The organism is Halobellus sp. H-GB7 (genome assembly GCF_030848585.1).
Classification (GTDB): domain Archaea; phylum Halobacteriota; class Halobacteria; order Halobacteriales; family Haloferacaceae; genus Haloquadratum; species Haloquadratum inordinatus.
The window spans coordinates 413,410-429,303 of the sequence record NZ_JAVDDW010000001.1 but is presented as its reverse complement, the minus strand read 5'-3'; the positions used below and the strand labels follow the sequence as shown (position 1 = coordinate 429,303).

16 protein-coding genes are annotated in these 15,894 nt (G+C 62.4%); 12 read left to right on the top strand and 4 right to left on the bottom strand.

Annotated elements, in window-relative coordinates; genetic code table 11:
- The first annotated feature begins 124 nt into the window (after window positions 1-124).
- Both RBH22_RS02300 and RBH22_RS02295 read left to right on the top strand, forming a co-directional pair.
- On the top strand, window positions 125-760 hold the full coding sequence (locus RBH22_RS02300) for an archaellin/type IV pilin N-terminal domain-containing protein (protein WP_256544710.1): 636 nt from the start codon (window positions 125-127) through the stop codon (window positions 758-760).
- A gap of 11 nt (window positions 761-771) precedes the next feature.
- Window positions 772-1,380, top strand: a complete 609-nt coding sequence (locus RBH22_RS02295) for an archaellin/type IV pilin N-terminal domain-containing protein (RefSeq protein WP_306676415.1) — start codon at window positions 772-774, stop codon at window positions 1,378-1,380.
- 134 nt (window positions 1,381-1,514) lie between these two features.
- Here RBH22_RS02295 and RBH22_RS02290 read toward each other — a convergent pair whose 3' ends face one another.
- Window positions 1,515-2,264, bottom strand: a complete 750-nt coding sequence (locus tag RBH22_RS02290; protein ID WP_306676414.1) for an ATPase domain-containing protein — start codon at window positions 2,262-2,264, stop codon at window positions 1,515-1,517.
- A 332-nt stretch (window positions 2,265-2,596) separates the two neighbouring features.
- Between RBH22_RS02290 and RBH22_RS02285 the strand changes: the two genes are divergently transcribed.
- From RBH22_RS02285 to RBH22_RS02255, 7 genes are all read left to right on the top strand, one after another.
- Window positions 2,597-4,006, top strand: a complete 1,410-nt coding sequence (locus RBH22_RS02285; RefSeq protein WP_306676730.1) for a flagella accessory protein C — start codon at window positions 2,597-2,599, stop codon at window positions 4,004-4,006.
- The gene (locus RBH22_RS02280; RefSeq protein ID WP_256544707.1) at window positions 3,990-4,442 is read left to right on the top strand and encodes a fla cluster protein FlaF; all 453 of its coding nucleotides are present in this window, start codon (window positions 3,990-3,992) and stop codon (window positions 4,440-4,442) included. Before RBH22_RS02285 ends, RBH22_RS02280 begins: the two co-directional genes overlap by 17 nt.
- On the top strand, window positions 4,443-4,901 hold the full coding sequence (locus RBH22_RS02275; protein WP_256544706.1) for a flagellar protein G: 459 nt from the start codon (window positions 4,443-4,445) through the stop codon (window positions 4,899-4,901).
- 2 nt (window positions 4,902-4,903) lie between these two features.
- On the top strand, window positions 4,904-5,656 hold the full coding sequence (locus RBH22_RS02270) for an ATPase domain-containing protein (protein ID WP_306676413.1): 753 nt from the start codon (window positions 4,904-4,906) through the stop codon (window positions 5,654-5,656).
- Window positions 5,656-7,323 (top strand): type II/IV secretion system ATPase subunit, encoded by a 1,668-nt coding sequence (locus RBH22_RS02265; RefSeq protein ID WP_256288080.1) that lies wholly within the window; start codon window positions 5,656-5,658, stop codon window positions 7,321-7,323. The genes RBH22_RS02270 and RBH22_RS02265 overlap by 1 nt, the downstream gene beginning before the upstream one ends.
- Window positions 7,324-7,385: 62 nt before the next feature.
- Window positions 7,386-9,143 carry an archaellar assembly protein FlaJ gene (gene flaJ, locus RBH22_RS02260; RefSeq protein ID WP_306676412.1) on the top strand — a complete coding sequence of 586 codons (1,758 nt, stop codon included), beginning with the start codon at window positions 7,386-7,388 and terminating at the stop codon, window positions 9,141-9,143.
- The gene (locus RBH22_RS02255) at window positions 9,140-10,246 is read left to right on the top strand and encodes a CheF family chemotaxis protein (RefSeq protein ID WP_306676410.1); all 1,107 of its coding nucleotides are present in this window, start codon (window positions 9,140-9,142) and stop codon (window positions 10,244-10,246) included. Before flaJ ends, RBH22_RS02255 begins: the two co-directional genes overlap by 4 nt.
- 85 nt (window positions 10,247-10,331) lie before the next feature.
- On the opposite strand, the gene RBH22_RS02250 is transcribed toward RBH22_RS02255, so the two are convergent.
- Window positions 10,332-10,559 carry a hypothetical protein gene (locus RBH22_RS02250; protein WP_121568125.1) on the bottom strand — a complete coding sequence of 76 codons (228 nt, stop codon included), beginning with the start codon at window positions 10,557-10,559 and terminating at the stop codon, window positions 10,332-10,334.
- 113 nt (window positions 10,560-10,672) lie between these two features.
- On the opposite strand from RBH22_RS02250, the gene RBH22_RS02245 reads away from it, so the two are divergent.
- A complete protein-coding gene (locus tag RBH22_RS02245) occupies window positions 10,673-10,855 on the top strand; it encodes a hypothetical protein (RefSeq protein WP_256288416.1) in 183 nt (60 codons plus the stop codon).
- Window positions 10,856-10,868: 13 nt separating this feature from the next.
- On the opposite strand, the gene RBH22_RS02240 is transcribed toward RBH22_RS02245, so the two are convergent.
- Together RBH22_RS02240 and RBH22_RS02235 are read right to left on the bottom strand one after the other, a co-directional pair.
- Entirely contained in the window at window positions 10,869-13,265 is a 2,397-nt protein-coding gene (locus RBH22_RS02240; RefSeq protein WP_306676409.1) for an ATP-dependent DNA helicase, read from the bottom strand.
- 94 nt (window positions 13,266-13,359) lie between these two features.
- Complete coding sequence (locus tag RBH22_RS02235) at window positions 13,360-13,731, bottom strand: winged helix-turn-helix domain-containing protein (protein WP_256544701.1); 372 nt, start codon at window positions 13,729-13,731, stop codon at window positions 13,360-13,362.
- Between the two features lie 171 nt (window positions 13,732-13,902).
- Here RBH22_RS02235 and RBH22_RS02230 point away from each other — a divergent pair, with 171 nt between their 5' ends.
- A complete protein-coding gene (locus RBH22_RS02230; protein ID WP_306676408.1) occupies window positions 13,903-15,345 on the top strand; it encodes an NAD(P)H-hydrate dehydratase in 1,443 nt (480 codons plus the stop codon).
- Complete coding sequence (moaC, locus tag RBH22_RS02225; protein WP_256288075.1) at window positions 15,342-15,887, top strand: cyclic pyranopterin monophosphate synthase MoaC; 546 nt, start codon at window positions 15,342-15,344, stop codon at window positions 15,885-15,887. Before RBH22_RS02230 ends, moaC begins: the two co-directional genes overlap by 4 nt.
- Window positions 15,888-15,894: the final 7 nt, after the last annotated feature.

The following is a 15,894-nucleotide window of genomic DNA, read 5'->3' as shown; positions in this document are numbered from 1 at the left end:
CAAAATCCAATATCATCTCTGATATCTGGGTCCATACCATTATGTGCAGACCGCTGATTGCTTGATTTGACGGTCCTCACCTCCGGCGGGGAGGCGAGGGGGCCAGACTGGAGACAACATACATATGTTCGAACAAGACGACGCCGACCGTGGTCAGGTCGGTATCGGTACGCTCATCGTGTTCATCGCGATGGTGCTGGTCGCAGCGATTGCGGCGGGCGTCCTCGTGAACACGGCCGGCTTCCTCCAAGCGACCGCGGAGGATGCGGGCCAAGAGAGCGTCGACAAGGTGACGAATAGGCTCGACGTGGTGAGTACGCACGGAATGGTCAACGACAGTGACCCGAAGACCATCGACAACCTGAACCTCACCGTCCGAATGGCGGCGGGTTCGGGGAGTGTTAATCTCAATACGACGACAATCAAGTACCTCAGCGGAACGACGGCGGAAACGCTCACGTTGAATCATACTGCAAGTAGTGCCGGAGGCGCGAGCTTCGACAACACCACAGATGACGAGTTCATAGCGACCTCGCTCGACGGCACCGACAATTCGTTCCCGGTACTCGACGAGCAGTCCGATCGATACGAGATTCGGATCAACACTTCGATAGTTGAGGGAACCACTGCCAACGGGACGCAGACGGGCGATACGGTTAAGCTGGACATAACTACGCAGAGTGGCGGAACCTCACAGGTCATCCTAACGATGCCCCAACAGCTCGCGGGCAACGAGGACGGCGACCCGGTCCCTCTCTAAAGTGATTACTAATGTTTGAAATATTCAACAAAGACGAACGCGGTCAGGTTGGTATCGGTACGCTCATCGTGTTCATCGCGATGGTGCTAGTCGCAGCGATCGCGGCGGGCGTCCTCGTGAACACGGCTGGCTTCCTCCAAGCGACCGCGGAGGATGCGGGTCAAGAGAGCGTCAACAAGGTGACGAACCGTGTGGAAGTTGTGAACACGCACGGCGTCGTCCTGGATGACGAAAATTCGCGAATCAATATGACGGTTCGTCTGGCTGCTGGATCAGGTGCCGTCGATATGAACGAAACGTCGATAAAGTACTTGAGCGATGAAAGCGTCCAGACGTTGACAAATGGTACTGCAATTGGTAGGGACGGTACTAGCTCTACCGAATTCGGCTTGGACGAAATCACTGACGACGACGGGTCGTTCGGTGTCCTCAATAGTAACACCGACCGGTACACAGTGACCATTAATACGACCGAAGTCGAGACGGATGGTAACGGTCTCAGCACCGGTGAATCGCTCAATCTCGAAATCACCAGTCGGACTGGCGGAACGACGCAGGTCATCCTGACGATGCCGCAGCAGCTCGCAGGCAAAAACGACGGCGACCCAGTCGAGCTCTAAGTCCCGCGTATACCCTCGACTGTAGCTGATTTCTTTACTATTTGGGATTGACTGCGGAAAGATAGACTATTCAGCGATAGCTATCAGATGTAGAGTAAACCCAAAGAAGACAGAATAAGGTAGCGACCGGCAGTCTATTCCAAATTCCCCTCTTCCTCACCGAACCATGGCGGCGAATCGCCGACCATTGAGAAGCCAGCCGCCTGCTCGTAGATTTTGATCCCACCCTCGTCGATCTCCAGCGGGAACATCGAATTTTTGATCGCCTGCTTACGCATCTTCGCGACCCAGATATACCGATTCGACGTCGAACCGGCGGGCGATTGGATCAGATAGATATTCCCATCCGTCAAGAAATTCTCGAGGCCGATTTCGGTATCCGGGAACACCGCCGACTGCTCCATCGTCAGAATCGACGTCAATCCACTGTCTTTCAGAATGTCGATGAACTTGAGCAGATACTGGCGCTTCTCTTGTTCGCTCTCGAAGAAGAGCTGGAACATCGTCAGCGAGTCGAGGACGAGCCGGTCGTACTGTGTGTCCTGCAGATCGTCGAGAATCGTATCGAGCGTCGAAGAGAAGTCACCGCTGCGGAGGAGTGTCCGCTTGTCGTAGATTTTGATTCGGCCGGCGTCGACGAACTCGTCCCACTTCTCGAAGCCGATCGATTCTGCCGCCTGGCTGATGTCGTCTGCAGACTCCTCGAATGTGAGGTAGATCCCGCCTTCATCGTACTTATCAACGCCGTTGTAGAGGTACTGGAGGCCGAGAATGCTCTTGCCAGTCCCAGGGTTGCCACTGACAAGTACCGCCGCGTTCTTGACGATTCCCCCATTGAGTATGGAGTCAAGTCCCTCAATCCCGGTTTTGACGAATTCTGGCATACGTGTGGTCACGTCCTTGAAAGGTAGCTATAGAATCCGTCCCGGATGCGGATAATTCTTCGCACCCCGAACGAGTCCTTCGGATCGTAGTACAGGTCGATTATCTGCCGCTACAAACGTATTCCGGTTCTATCACGAGCGATAATTTGGAGCGAACCTTCTTGTACCGATGACTGGACATTTGTACCAATGTTACCTGTTCCACCGAGACCGGACGACCGGACCGGTCGGACCACCCGTTCGGTACGGTTCGTGGGGCGCAGTGGTGCGCCACAGCGGTCGAGCCGGGTGACGGCCGGTCGTTGCGGTCGTTTCCACAGGAGGCGGTGCGGATGGGCGTGATGGACTGGATGGACGGTGACGAGGGCGAAGATTCCGATACCGTCGCCACGGATGGGCTCGGGTTCGACGAGGACTTCGACGACCTCGACGGCGAGGTGGACGATCTCGACGGGGGCGGAATGGGTGACCTCGACGACGAGATGGACGACTTCGGTGACGATATGGGCGGGTTCGACGACGGTGACGACCTCGGAGGACCCGACATCGACGCCGACACCATCGCGGAGATGGAAGACCGAATCTCCGAGTTGGAAAACGAGGTCAGTTCGGTCTCGTCGAGTATGAACACCGTTCGCGAGGAGAACAAACAGATCGGCGAGACCGTCGAAGAACTCGACGAAACCATCCGAAAGCTGCTGGACATCTACGAGATGGTGACACGGGGAATCAACCCGTTCGTCGACGACGCTCGCGAGATGGGCGGGCTGGAAGGCGACGGTGCGTTCGGCCTCTTCGATATGGAAGAAGAGGAAGAGGAGAATCTCGATTCGGATGTCGCGAACGCGGACGCCGAGGACTTCTTCGACGAGGACTTCGGCGACCTCGACGCCGAACAGGACGAAGCCGAACTCGCAGCAGAGGACGAACTCGCCGAGGAAGAGCGCGAGGACCCCAGTGAGGCACTCGACGATGATGGGGACGAGGAAGCCGGCGACGAAGCGGCTGGCGGATCCAGCTTCGACGACCTGAAAGCCGAATACGAGGAGAATGACGGCTGGGACGACGTCGAGGACGACACGGAAGACGAATCCGAGTCCGACAACCTCGACGACGAGACGGCCGCCGCACAGGATGCGCTCGACGAGGCGCTCGATGGAGACCACTTCGAGGAAGCGACGGAGGATATTGGCGACGAGGAATCACTCGACCAGGCTGAAGAGGTCGAACCCGACGAGACGCTTTTCGAGGCCGACGAAACGTCTGAACCGGCGAACGATGCTGCCGACCCAGCCGAGAGTGGCTCCAAGGAGACGTCACCAGAGCCAGCCGCCAGCCCGGACCCAGCCACGACCACTGCGCAGTCGCCAACGACGGATTCCGAACCGACCCACGATCCCGACGTGTATCTCGCCGAACTTCCGGCCCGGTACACGGCCGAATCCGTCGTCCTAGAATGGACGCGCTTCCTCGTCGACGTCGGCGGGGCGATCGGTGCCGCGCGAGCGCTCCGACAGTACCGCTCGCAGGGCTGGATCACCCGCGACGTCGAGCGGACGATGAGCGAACACGTTCGCAACGCCGCCACCGCAGGGACGACGGAGCAGCCGCGGGACCTGCGCGTGGAACACCACCGCGAGAGCCTGACGTACATCAGTCGGCTCGCCGGCGACGTCGACGAGGCGCGGCTCCTCGAAGAACTATCGGCGCTCGGAGGGGGTTCCCGTGGGATTCGGCGTTAGCGGCTCGACAGCAGTCATCTTTCTCGGCGTCCTGATCGCCTCCGGGACGCTCTACACCGCAGCAGCGGGTAGCGCAGAGCAGATCTCCGAAGCGCGTGACGACGATCAGGAAGACCTACTCGAACGCCGGAATACGGCGATCGACGTGACGCGGGTCGTGTATAACAGTACCGGAAATGACAACCTGGAGGTTACGGTGCAAAACACCGGAACGACGACGCTGTCGGTCAATGGAACGAGTCTACTCGTCGATAACGAGCACATTGGTCTGGGACACACACAAACGAGTGTCGAGGGTGACGATACGACGGACGTATGGGCAGCCGACCAGACACTCGTACTAACGACGACGATGGATCAGGAACCCGACCACGTCAAAGTCGTCGCCGAAAACGGCATCGCGGCGAGTAACACGACGGTCGAGGTGGTGAACTGAATGGCCGACGTCTCCGTTCCGAGTCTGATCCTGTTCATCGCGAGCATCGTCATCGCAGCAGGAGTCGCGGGTGTCCTCATCGACACGGTCACCGGAATCAGCGGGGCGCTCGACGACCGGGGCGCAGACGTCGCAGAGAACATCCGGACCGACATCGAAATTATCAGCAGTTCCGACAGTAACGTTTACGACGACAGCTCAAACAGCATAAGTCTGTACGTCAAGAACACGGGACAACGAACGTTACCAGCGACGGGTCAAACGTTTGACGTCATCGTCGACGCGCAATATCGAGCGGACGTCGATGTCAATGTCGTCGACGGCAACAGCGGGGAGTGGACGCCCCACGGTGTCGTCAACGTCACGATACAGAACATCGACCTGACCGAAGGTAGCGGCGATCACGACGTCACGCTGACCGTCGACGGCGACGAAGAGAACTTCCGCTTCAACTACTAACTATGGGATCGAATCAGTTCTCGCTTGGACTCAAAGACCACGACCGCCTCGAGAAGGAACTCGGCGGCGGTATTCCGAAGGGCTCGATCGTCCTCATCGAAGGCGATTACGGGGCCGGAAAGAGCGTCCTCTCCCAGCGACTCACCTACGGGTTTACGCAGGAAGACATTGTGACGACGCTCGTCTCGACAGAACTAGGTGTCCGAGGCTTTCTCGACCAGATGCACTCGCTGACGTACGACGTCGTCAAGCCCCTGCTCGACGAGGAGATTCTCTTCATCCCCGCCGAGATCGACGCGTCGGGGACGCTGACCGGCAGCAGTGGGGACGACGAGCGGAAGCAACTCCTCAAGCGAATGATGGAGGCGGACACGATGTGGGACGGCGACGTCATCATCGTCGATACGTTCGACGCCATTCTCCGGAACGATCCCAAGTTCGAGGCGCTCGTCCGGCAAAATGAGGAGCGGCAGGCAGCGCTGGAAATCATCTCGTTCTTCCGTGATCTGACCACCAAGGGCAAGACGATCGTTCTCACGGTCGACCCCTCGACGGTCGACGACGAGGCGATCGGTCCCTTCCGATCGATCGCGGACGTCTACCTCGAATTAGAGATGGTCGAGGTCGGGAACGACGTCCGGCGAAACATCTTCGTGAAGCGATTCGCCGGGATGGGCCAGCAGGTCGGCGACCGCGTCGGCTTCTCGGTCCGCTCGGGGATCGGGATCGTCATCGAGTCGAGGAGTGTCGCATAATGGCTACCGAACACGGCTCAGCGAAGATCGACAACGAACTGCGGCGGCACGCCCAGCGGTGGGGCCATCTCCGCGAGCACCTCAAGCGGTTTCGGCAGATCACCGGCGAGTTCCCGATGCTCGTCGAGGAGCCAGACGGATACGAGTCGCGGCGGCCGAACATCATCTACCACGTGGGCGGCCCGATCTACTGTCAGGTGTACGGGAACTTCGGGGAGACGACGAAGTACTACACGATCGAGCCGGAACTGGACGACGACGAACGCGAGCTCTTCGGGCAGGTGAAAGACAAACTCCTCGAACGGTCGGTGACGAAGCCGGCACCTGCCGAGGAGACCGAGTACGAAGATCGGATTCGGGAACTACTCGAAGAGATCGTCGTCCTCGAAGACGAACGCAACGGGCGGTTGGCGGAAATCATCCAGCGACTCGAACTCGGGGCGCTGGAAGTGTCCGAAGAGACGTACGAGAAGGTCCAGTACCGACTCGTCCGCGACATCGTCGGCCTCGGACCGCTGGAGCCGATCATGCGCGACCCGGCCAACGAGGACATTCACGTCATTGGGCCACGCCAGGTCGACGTCGATCACGGCGAGTTCGGACTGCTGGAGACGACCGTCGAATTCGACTCCGAAGAGCAGTACGACAACTGGCTCCGGAATATGGGTGAACGCATCGGCGACCCGGTGTCGGACGCGCACCCGATCGTGGACTCGACGCTCCCGGACGGATCGCGTATCAACATCATCTACTCCGACGACGTCTCGCTGAAGGGTTCCTCGCTCACGATCCGCCAGGGCGACGACGTCCCACTGTCGGTGTTTCAGATCGCAAAGTGGGGAACGCTGTCGCCGGAACTGGCCGCGTATCTCTGGATCGCCTTGGAGAACGAGCGGACGGTGTTCGTCGTCGGCGAGACGGCGTCCGGGAAGACCACGACACTCAACGCTGTCACGTCGTTCATCCCGCGGGACTCGAAGATCTACACCGCAGAGGACACCGCCGAGGTGCTCCCGCCACACGACACGTGGCAGCAGCTCCTCACCCGCGAGGGACGCGGCGCGGATTCTGAAGTCGATATGTTCGACCTCGTTGCGGCCGCGCTGCGTTCCCGTCCTGACTACATCATCGTCGGGGAGGTTCGTGGCGAGGAGGGGCGGATGGCGTTCCAGGCCGCCCAGACCGGTCACCCGGTGATGCTGACGTTCCACGCGTCCGACATCGTCTCGATGATCCAGCGGTTCACCGGGGACCCGATCAACGTCCCCGAGACGTTCATGTCGAACTGTGACATCGCGCTGTTCCAGAACCGCGTCAAGCGGGGCAACGACACGCTCCGTCGCGTCACGTCGGTGCAGGAGATCGAGGGGTACTCGAAAGAGATGGGCGGTGTCGTCACACGGGAGGCGTTCTACTGGGACCCAGTCGAAGACGAGATCGTGTTCCAGGGCCGGAACAACTCCTTCATTATGGAAGAGAAGATCGCGACGCTGCTCGGGTACGACGACACCCGGAAGATCTACGAGGACATCGAGTTCCGCTCGGAACTCATCCGACGGGCAATCCAAGAGAACATCGTCGGCTATCACGAGGTGAACGAGTTCATCGAGGACTTCCAGCGGGACGGTACGGAAGGCATCCCGTTCGATATGACGAGGGTCGACTGATGAGTGAAACTGACCGACGGCCGAACCGGAGTGCCGCCGATGACCGACAGGGAGGATAATCGATGAGTGAGACGAATCCCGACGTCGATCCCGGATGGAGTGCACAGCGGAAGCAACTCCAGGAGTTCGCGTCGTCGATCCTCGACTCCTACGAGCGGATGCCGATGGAAAATCGGAAGTACGCGCTCACGGTCCTGGCGCCGACGGTACTCCTGTTCGTCCTCGGCGTCGCCGGGGCCGTCTTCCTCCCGCTGCCGATCCTGGTCCGGATCCCGATCTTCCTCCTCGGCGCGCTGATGCTGGTGGCGGGCGCTCTCTATCCCCGCTTGCTCGTCGAACAGCAGCGACGCGGCCTGGAGAACCAACTGCACCTCGTCATCACGCACCTGACAGTGCTTTCGACGACGAATATCGACCGTGTTGCGGTCTTCCGGCAGCTTGGGAAAGAAGAAGAGTACGGCGAGCTCGCGGTCGAAATGCGGCGGATCACGGAGCTGGTCGACACGTGGAATCAGTCACTCGATGATGCGCTGCGTCGGCGTGCACGTGCCGTTCCCTCGAAGGAACTCGGTGATTTCCTCGACCGACTGGCGTACTCGCTGAACGCCGGCCAAAGCCTCGATGACTTCCTGCTCGGCGAACAGCAGACGATGATCGAAAAGTACGTCACGGTCTACGAGGGTGCGCTCGGCAACCTAGAAGTGATGAAGGACCTCTATCTCTCGATGATTCTCTCGATGACGTTCGCTATCATCAACGCGATCGTCTTGCCGATTCTCACCGGCACCGACGCGACGATGACCATCGCGGCCGTTATCGTGCTGTTCGTCTTCGTCCAGTTGGGATTCTACTTCGTCATCAGGACGATATCGCCGCACGACCCACTGTGGTATCAGCAGGACGAGTACCGGACGAAGATGGGCCGGCAAATCGATATTGCACTTTACGGATCGGTCGCGCTAAGTCTCGTGTTCATTGGCATTCTGGGACTCGGCGTCGCCGGGTGGACGTCGATCGGACAATCGATCCAGTACGTGATGCTCGATATTCCGATTCCAGTGATGATGGCGGCACCCTTGACGCCGCTCGCGATTCCGGGGCTCGTTGCTCGGCACCACGAGAACAGCGTCAAGGAACGCGACAACGAATTCCCGGGATTCATCCGGGCGCTCGGCGCCTCCGAGAGCGCGAAGCAATCGACCACGCGTGCGGTGTTGGAAACGCTCCGCGAGAAGGACTTCGGCGTGCTCTCCCGAGAGATCGATCGGCTCTACACTCGATTGAATATGCGCGTCGCACCGGATCGCTCGTGGTTCTTCTTCACCGCGGAGACAAGTTCGTACCTCATCCAGAAGTTCTCGGAGATGTACCTCGTCGGGCGACAGATGGGTGGGACACCGAAACAGCTCGGCGAACTCATCTCACAGAATATGAACGAAGTGATCAAGCTCCGTCAGCAGCGCGACCAGGCGACCGTGACGCTCATCGGCGTTCTCTACGGGATCACCGCCTCCGCGGCGTTCGCGTTCTTCATCGGCCTGGAAGTCGTCGAGATCCTCGCGACGTTCTCCTCGGATCTGAACCTCGCGCAGTTCGAGTTCGGGAAGATCATCTACGCGGGCGTCTACGACATCCCGGTGATCGAGTACCTGCTGTCGCTCATTATCCTGTTCAACGGCGTCCTCTCGGCGCTGATGATCCGGATGGTCGACGGCGGGCACAAGGTGAACGCCTACCTCCACTTCGTCGTTCTCGTTTGGATCGGCAGTGGCAGCGCGGTGCTGACCTCGTGGCTCGCCGGGGGGCTGATCAGCGTATGACGGCCGCAGATTCCGACCGTGATGGCGGCGATCGCGACGCCTCCGAGTCACACTCTGAACACGGCGAAGCAGCCGAACAACGCTCGGAACTCCTCGAAGCGTATCGGGAGGAATCCGGCAGCGGCTCAGACTCGAAGTCGAAGTCGGGCTCGAAGTCGAAGTCGGGCTCGAAGTCGAAGTCGGGATCGAAGTCGAAATCTCGTAAGGCACAGAGCGGCGAGTCGGTCATCGTCGACTTCGTCGCGAACTTCGTCGCCGGCGGCGACGCCGCGTTCGATCCGGTGAAAGGTCGCGTGCTGATGAGCGAGCGACGGCTCGTCCTCGCGACCTCGGAAACGAAGACGATGATTCCGATCACCTCGATATTCGACATCGCAGTCGGGCAGGTGCCGCCCGAAGTCGAGGAGTTCTTCGATTACACCGTGATGGTCGGGTACGTCGACGGCGACTATCGACGGACGACCGTCATCGGTGGCGACCGAGAGACGATCGAGAAGTTCTCGCTCTTGCTCTTCCGGGCGACGCTCAACGGATCGACGGCGCTCGTGAAGCATCCGGCGAAGATCGGCGGGCGCGTGATGGATACCCCGAAGCGGAAGACTGGGCTCAATCTCGATTACGAGTCGGTGTCGTTCCCCGGCAGCGACGTCCAATCCGAGGAAGACGGGCCGTTCTCGATCGACCTGGCGTCGGTCGTCTTCTTCGAGGTGATAGAGCGGACGGCCGACGACGGCGATTCCATCCTCGTCCTCTCAGTGCAACACGTCGAGAACGGTCAGACGGTCACCTCCGAGATTTCGATGCGGTCGAGACGGAAGATGAACATCCTCGGCCGCTACCTGCGGCTGATCTACCACTGGATCAAGAGCGACGTCCGCGACGTCGAGGTGGCCGAGACAGAACTGGAAGTGCTCGTTGGGCTGTACTCGACCGCCGAAGACATCGATCTCGCATCGCTACTCGACATCGGCGACGCCGAACTCGAAGCCCGACTGGAGTCACTCCACGAAAACGACCTCATCACTGACGAGGAGCCACCGGTCGATCTCACGCCACAGGGTCGGTTTATCGTCAACGAGGAGTTCGAAGACATCAACGTGTGAGCGCGCGAGGCAGGCCAGCCATTCGAGACCGGCAAGCGCGGCGGGAGACGCCAACCGGGAAAGTGACGGACGTCCTGCGGCGCCACTACCGCATTTCTTCTAGGGGGACGAACGCGTCCGCGTCGGCGGATAGCCAGGCGTCGACGTGTTCACAGCAACTCTCCCGACGCGGGTAGATCGTACAGCGGTCCGGCCGTTCCTCGTAGCGGACGACGACGCTTCGGAGTTCGAACAGTCGATGCGACGCATCGTCGGTGCGTTCGGCTCTCGGCTCTGGAGCGCGATTTTCGGGATCGCCGGGCAAGTCGGACATCTCAGTCCACACTCGGACTATCGCTACGGACGTACTAAACCACTACTGTTGGCAGGCAAGTTCCGCCGGGTAACACGGAGTCAAGTGTGCCCGAGTGCCAAGCACTCGAAGAGATGGTAGACCCGACCTCCGATCTCGGAGAGGATATCGACGAATCTAACGCACCCGCGTGTGCGACCTGCGGAGAGAAGATCGTGCAGTCGCCGACCCACCGCGTCGTTACGTGGATTGAGGACAGCCAGGTGCAAGAGCGACACTTCTGTTCTGACGAGTGTAAGGCCGCCTACGACGAATAGCGACTTCTCTCTCTCAGTTCGCTTCGAGCGACGACCAGAACCGATCGACGCCGTAGCCGAGCATATCCGGACTGACCGGATCGAACTCCTCGCGTTCGGTCTCGGGGAGGTACTCCCGGACGCTGTCCCAGGACTCGCGGGCGTAGCGGGCGTCCACGAGTGCACGGATCCCGACCTCGTCGGGCCCGCGAATGACGCGCCCGATCGCCTGCCGCGCTTTTCGCACGGCCGGCACGGTGAGCGCCGTCTCGAATCCGCTCCGACTCCCTTTGCCCTCGGAACCGAACCGGCGATCGTACGCCGTCTTCACCGCCCGCGTCCGCGGACTCGACGTGTCGATGATCGGCACGCCGCAGACGACCGCCGCAGCGAGGCGGTCGCCCCGGTAGTCGACGCCCTCGGTGAGCGTCCCGCGGAGGCTCGTGACGAGGACTTTCGACTCCCCGCCGAAGAACTCCGTCTTCAGGGCCTCGGTCGCGTCGTCGTCGGACGCTTCGTCGAGGAGCACCGGGCGGTCGAGTCGCTCCGAGAGGGCCTCGGCCATCCACGCGGCCTCTGCGTAGTTCGGCATCCCGACGAGGACGTTCCCCGGCGAGCGCGCGATCTCACAGACGGCATCGACGTGGGCGCGTCGGGTCGGATTCAGTTCGCCCCGCGGGCCGCGGTTCTCGTGGGTGAACTTCGGCACGTCGACGGCGAAGGACGCGCGGTTCGTCGCGGGGAACGAGAGCCCGTAGGTCCGCTCCTCGATCGGCCGGCCGTCGTCCGCGAGCGCGTCCAGCCCTGTTACTTCCCGAAAGACAGCCATCGGTTCGAGCGTCGCCGACATCAGGACGCCGCCGCCGAACTCGCCGAGCCGCTCTGCAATCGCCTCGCCGGGGACGCAGTTGTGCAGCGAGATGCGGGCGTTGTAGGCGCGTCGCCAGGAGTTCTGGCGGGCGGTCTCGTCCCAGGTGCGTTCGAGTTCGAGTTCTCTGAAGTACGCGACGTGGTCGGTCCGAACCCAGTTCGCGAGCGTTCGCCCGACGGCGGGGGCGGCCCGCCGGACGTCGTCGTCTTCGGCCTCGTTCAGGATGCGAGCGACGACGGCGCCGACTGACTCCGCACGAAGCCACGTCGCTTCGTCGTAGCCGGCGTCGTCGGCCCACGCCGTGAGTTCGTCGACGCCGGGATCTTCGGGGTCGCGGAGTGGGATCTCGTCGTCGTCGAGGCGCGTGAGGTCCGCGCGCCAGTCCGGCAGTGTCCGGTCCAGGTGAGCGTTCACGCGGCGGTCGATCTCCGATCGGAGATCCGAGACGAACTCGCGGATCTCGCGCACTTCGCGGAGAGTCACGTCCGCGTCGGCGAGTTCGCCGCGGACGAGGTCGGCGTCGGCGCTTCCGGCGTCGCCATCTGCACTTGATTTCCCCGCGTCCTCGAACTCGATGGGCTGGATCACTCGCGTCAGTTCGTTCTCGGCGTCGCGAAGCGTCGATTCGGCGACGCCGTCGCTCACCAGATCGCGAACGCGCGGTTCGAGCATATGCGCCTCGTCGCAGACGACGAAGGTTTCCTCGTCGACGAGCGCACCCGTGAACGAGCCAACCGTCGTGGGGTCGAACGCGTGGTAGTAGTTTCCGAGGACGACCTCCGCGTGCGGGAGGACTGCGCCCATCACCGAGTGGGGGCAGGTGCCGTAGCCGGCGCTCAAGCGAACGAGTTCCTCGGTGTCGATGTGGCCGCGGTCGGTCAGATCGAACGGGACCGCCTCCATCGGGTCGCCGTCCTCGGGGACGTCGTCGAGGAACGTCGCGTAGAACGGACAGTACTCCGTGTCGCCGTACTCGGCGGTCTCGGGGAGATACGGCGTCGGTTCGCCGGCAGTGGAGAGGTACTCGGGCCCCTGTGTTGAGCCCGAGTCGAGCAGCCCGGTCTGCGTCTGGCGGGCCTCCGAAACGAGTGTCCCCGTCGAGGTCTCGCCGCCGTCACCGACGGGGTTTCGCGTTCGTTCGCGGAGGCCCTCACACCGATCGTAGACCGTCTCGTCGTCGACGCCGGCGACGCCTTCGCGGCTGTAGGGGCAGACGTCGGCCTTCCCGACGAGCGTCAGTCCCGACACGGGCGACCACTCGTCCGGAAGGTTCGCGTTGATCGTTTCGAGGTCGGCCTCGAACTGGCGCAGTTGCTGCTTGACGCTCGTCAGGACGAGCACGCGCTCGTAGTCCGACTCGGGGTCGCGGACGCGGTCGATGCCCGCCGTAAGCGCGAGCATCGTCTTTCCTGTTCCGCACGCCCCTTCGACGACGAGAAAACCGTTCTCCTCGGCGACTTCGACGGCGGCGTCGATGCCGTCGGCTTGCTCGGAATACGGGTCGTCGTGGCCGAAGACCGCCTGCCAACTCACGTGCTGCAGTGGCTGCGCCGCGCTCATATTGGTGTCGGTGAGTGGCCGCGGCTCAGTATTTGAACGCTCGGCCGAGACGAAACGGCGAGAGACGGCGACTCCTGTCGACCGCCCCCCGTAGCTATTCGAACGTGTGATCGATGTCGGCCGAGTCGCCGACGCAGACGACCAACGAGTCGCGGGCCGGCGCGTACACCTTCATCTCGCGTCCTTTCACGGAGTAGCGGGTGTCGACGACGCGGACGAGCTCTGCGTCGCGGAGGTTGTCGAGGTGGTGCCGAACGTTCTGCAGCGAGGTTTCGACGTCGTCTGCGAGTTCGGAGGCGGTGGCAGGGTTCTCTTGGAGAGCCGCAAGTGTCGAGCGGGCAGTGTCGGAGGCGAGACAGTTTATGAGCTGGGCGGCGTCATCGTCGTCGAGCGGAAGCACGCGTAGGGTGCCATCGTCCCCATCTGGAGGACGAGTCTCTGTCTCTGACGGCAGGAGCCCCGACATACCACCGTATTCCACGTACGTCTGCCTAAACGTTTCGGATATCCGACACACACCACGTCACGCGTGACCGGAGCGGTCACGCTTTGCCGGGGACGGCCAGTGCCGAGGCCAGCGTCGGGCGCGCTACAGCATCCCTCGCATTTTAGGATAGGTCGGACCGAACTGAGGAGTATGATAACGAGCGAGCGAATGGCCGCGGTGGATCGCAACGCCGAGGCGCTCGGCATCCCGCGGAAGCAGTTGATGGAGTCGAGCGGCAACGCCGTCGCCCGTACGGTACGCCGCCTGGCCGACCCCGAAGACGCGGTCGCGATCGTGGCCGGCCGCGGAAACAACGGCGGCGACGCACTCGTCGCCGCCCGCTTTCTCGACGCCTACGACGTCACCGTCCACCTCCTCGGTCGGCCGGAGACGATCACGACCGATCTGGCCCGGGAAAACTGGGAGGCCCTGCGTGCCGTAGAGTACGACGCGCGGACAGTCACAGATTCCGTCGATCTCGATTTCGACCTCGGCGACCCGGACGTGATCGTCGATGCGATGCTCGGCACGGGCGTGACGGGAGCGCTGCGCGAACCGGCGGCGACGGCCGCCCGGCAGATCAACCGCCTCGGCGCGACGGTTCTCTCGGTCGACGTTCCCTCCGGGGTCGACGCCGACACCGGCGAAGCCGCGGGCGTCGCCGTCGACGCCGACCACGTGGTGACGTTCCACGACGAAAAACCGGGACTGGCGTCGCTCGACGCCGACGTCACCGTCGAAGACATCGGGATCCCGTCAGCAGCGGAACTGTTCACCGGACCGGGCGACCTCCAGCAACTCGGGCGTCCAGCCCAGAGCCACAAGGGCGACTTCGGCGAGGTACTGGTCGTCGGCGGCGGCCCGTACACCGGCGCGCCCGCACTCGCCGCACAGGCGGCACTCCGAGCCGGCGCGGACCTCGTCCGCGTCGCCTGCCCCGCGTCCGTCGCGCGCGAGATCCAGGGCTACAGCGAGAACCTCATCCTCCGTCCCTACGACGGCGACCATCTGGAGCCGGCACACGTGGGCGAAATTCTGACGCTCGCGGCCGAGCACGACGTCGCCGTCTTCGGTCCCGGCCTCGGGAGTCACGAGGAGACCCTCGCGGCCGTTCGCGACCTTCTCGAACGCTACGACGGCACCGCCGTCGTCGACGCCGACGCACTCCAAGTCGTCCCGACGGTCGACACCGACGCGGCCCTGATCTGCACGCCCCACCAGGGCGAGTTGCAGGCGATGGGCGGCGAGACCGACACCGAGTGGCGGGCGCGCGCGGAACTGGTCACGGAGTTCGCCGAGAACGTCGGTCACGTGCTACTCGTGAAGGGAGCCTACGACGTGATCACCGACGGCGACGAGACGCGCGTCAACCGCACCGGGAACCCGGGGATGACCGTCGGCGGTACCGGCGACGTTCTCGCGGGCGCGACCGGCGCGCTTGCGTGCGTCCTCACACCACTGGAGGCGGCCGCCGTCGCCGCCTACGGAAACGGACGCGCCGGCGACGCAGCCGTCGACGAGAACGGGTACGGTCTCCTGGCAACGGATCTGATCGATCGGCTGCCCGCGGCGCTTCGGGAGGGCGACGAATGACCGACGCAGAGCGCGACGCCGACCGGAGGGACGACGGTGACGCTCGATCTGACGGGAGCGACGCGGAACTCACACACGTCGACGAGACGGGCGACGTCCAGATGGTCGACGTCGGCGCGAAGCCCGATACACAACGGAGAGCCGTCGCGGCCGGAACGATTCAGCTCACCGAGTCGACGATCGGCGCGATCCGCGACGACGAGATCGGCAAGGGCGACGTGCTCGCGACCGCGCGCATCGGCGCGGTCCAGGCGGTGAAACACACCTGGGAGACGATCCCGATGTGCCATCAGATCCCGATCACGAACGTCGACACCGATTTCGACGTCCGGGACGACCACGTGACGCTCACCGTGACCGTCGAGACGACCGGGAAGACCGGCTGTGAGATGGAAGCTCTCGAAGGCGTCACGACCGGGCTGAACGTCGTCTGGGATATGGTCAAAGCCGCCGAGAAGACGGCCGACGGGCAGTATCCCGACACGCGAATCACCGACGTCGAAGTCCTGACAAAAGAGAAGCAGCGGGTCGACGACGCCTAGTCGGGCC

Excerpts from the sequence above, each read along its gene's own strand:
- RBH22_RS02300 (WP_256544710.1), top strand. The coding sequence starts at position 125 with ATGTTCGAACAAGACGACGCCGACCGTGGTCAGGTCGGTATCGGTACG.
- RBH22_RS02295 (WP_306676415.1), top strand. The coding sequence starts at position 772 with ATGTTTGAAATATTCAACAAAGACGAACGCGGTCAGGTTGGTATCGGT.
- RBH22_RS02290 (WP_306676414.1), bottom strand. The coding sequence starts at position 2,264 with ATGCCAGAATTCGTCAAAACCGGGATTGAGGGACTTGACTCCATACTC.
- RBH22_RS02285 (WP_306676730.1), top strand. The coding sequence starts at position 2,597 with ATGGGCGTGATGGACTGGATGGACGGTGACGAGGGCGAAGATTCCGAT.
- RBH22_RS02275 (WP_256544706.1), top strand. The coding sequence starts at position 4,443 with ATGGCCGACGTCTCCGTTCCGAGTCTGATCCTGTTCATCGCGAGCATC.
- RBH22_RS02270 (WP_306676413.1), top strand. The coding sequence starts at position 4,904 with ATGGGATCGAATCAGTTCTCGCTTGGACTCAAAGACCACGACCGCCTC.
- RBH22_RS02265 (WP_256288080.1), top strand. The coding sequence starts at position 5,656 with ATGGCTACCGAACACGGCTCAGCGAAGATCGACAACGAACTGCGGCGG.
- flaJ (WP_306676412.1), top strand. The coding sequence starts at position 7,386 with ATGAGTGAGACGAATCCCGACGTCGATCCCGGATGGAGTGCACAGCGG.
- RBH22_RS02255 (WP_306676410.1), top strand. The coding sequence starts at position 9,140 with ATGACGGCCGCAGATTCCGACCGTGATGGCGGCGATCGCGACGCCTCC.
- RBH22_RS02250 (WP_121568125.1), bottom strand. The coding sequence starts at position 10,559 with ATGTCCGACTTGCCCGGCGATCCCGAAAATCGCGCTCCAGAGCCGAGA.
- RBH22_RS02245 (WP_256288416.1), top strand. The coding sequence starts at position 10,673 with ATGGTAGACCCGACCTCCGATCTCGGAGAGGATATCGACGAATCTAAC.
- RBH22_RS02240 (WP_306676409.1), bottom strand. The coding sequence starts at position 13,265 with ATGAGCGCGGCGCAGCCACTGCAGCACGTGAGTTGGCAGGCGGTCTTC.
- RBH22_RS02235 (WP_256544701.1), bottom strand. The coding sequence starts at position 13,731 with ATGTCGGGGCTCCTGCCGTCAGAGACAGAGACTCGTCCTCCAGATGGG.
- RBH22_RS02230 (WP_306676408.1), top strand. The coding sequence starts at position 13,903 with ATGATAACGAGCGAGCGAATGGCCGCGGTGGATCGCAACGCCGAGGCG.
- moaC (WP_256288075.1), top strand. The coding sequence starts at position 15,342 with ATGACCGACGCAGAGCGCGACGCCGACCGGAGGGACGACGGTGACGCT.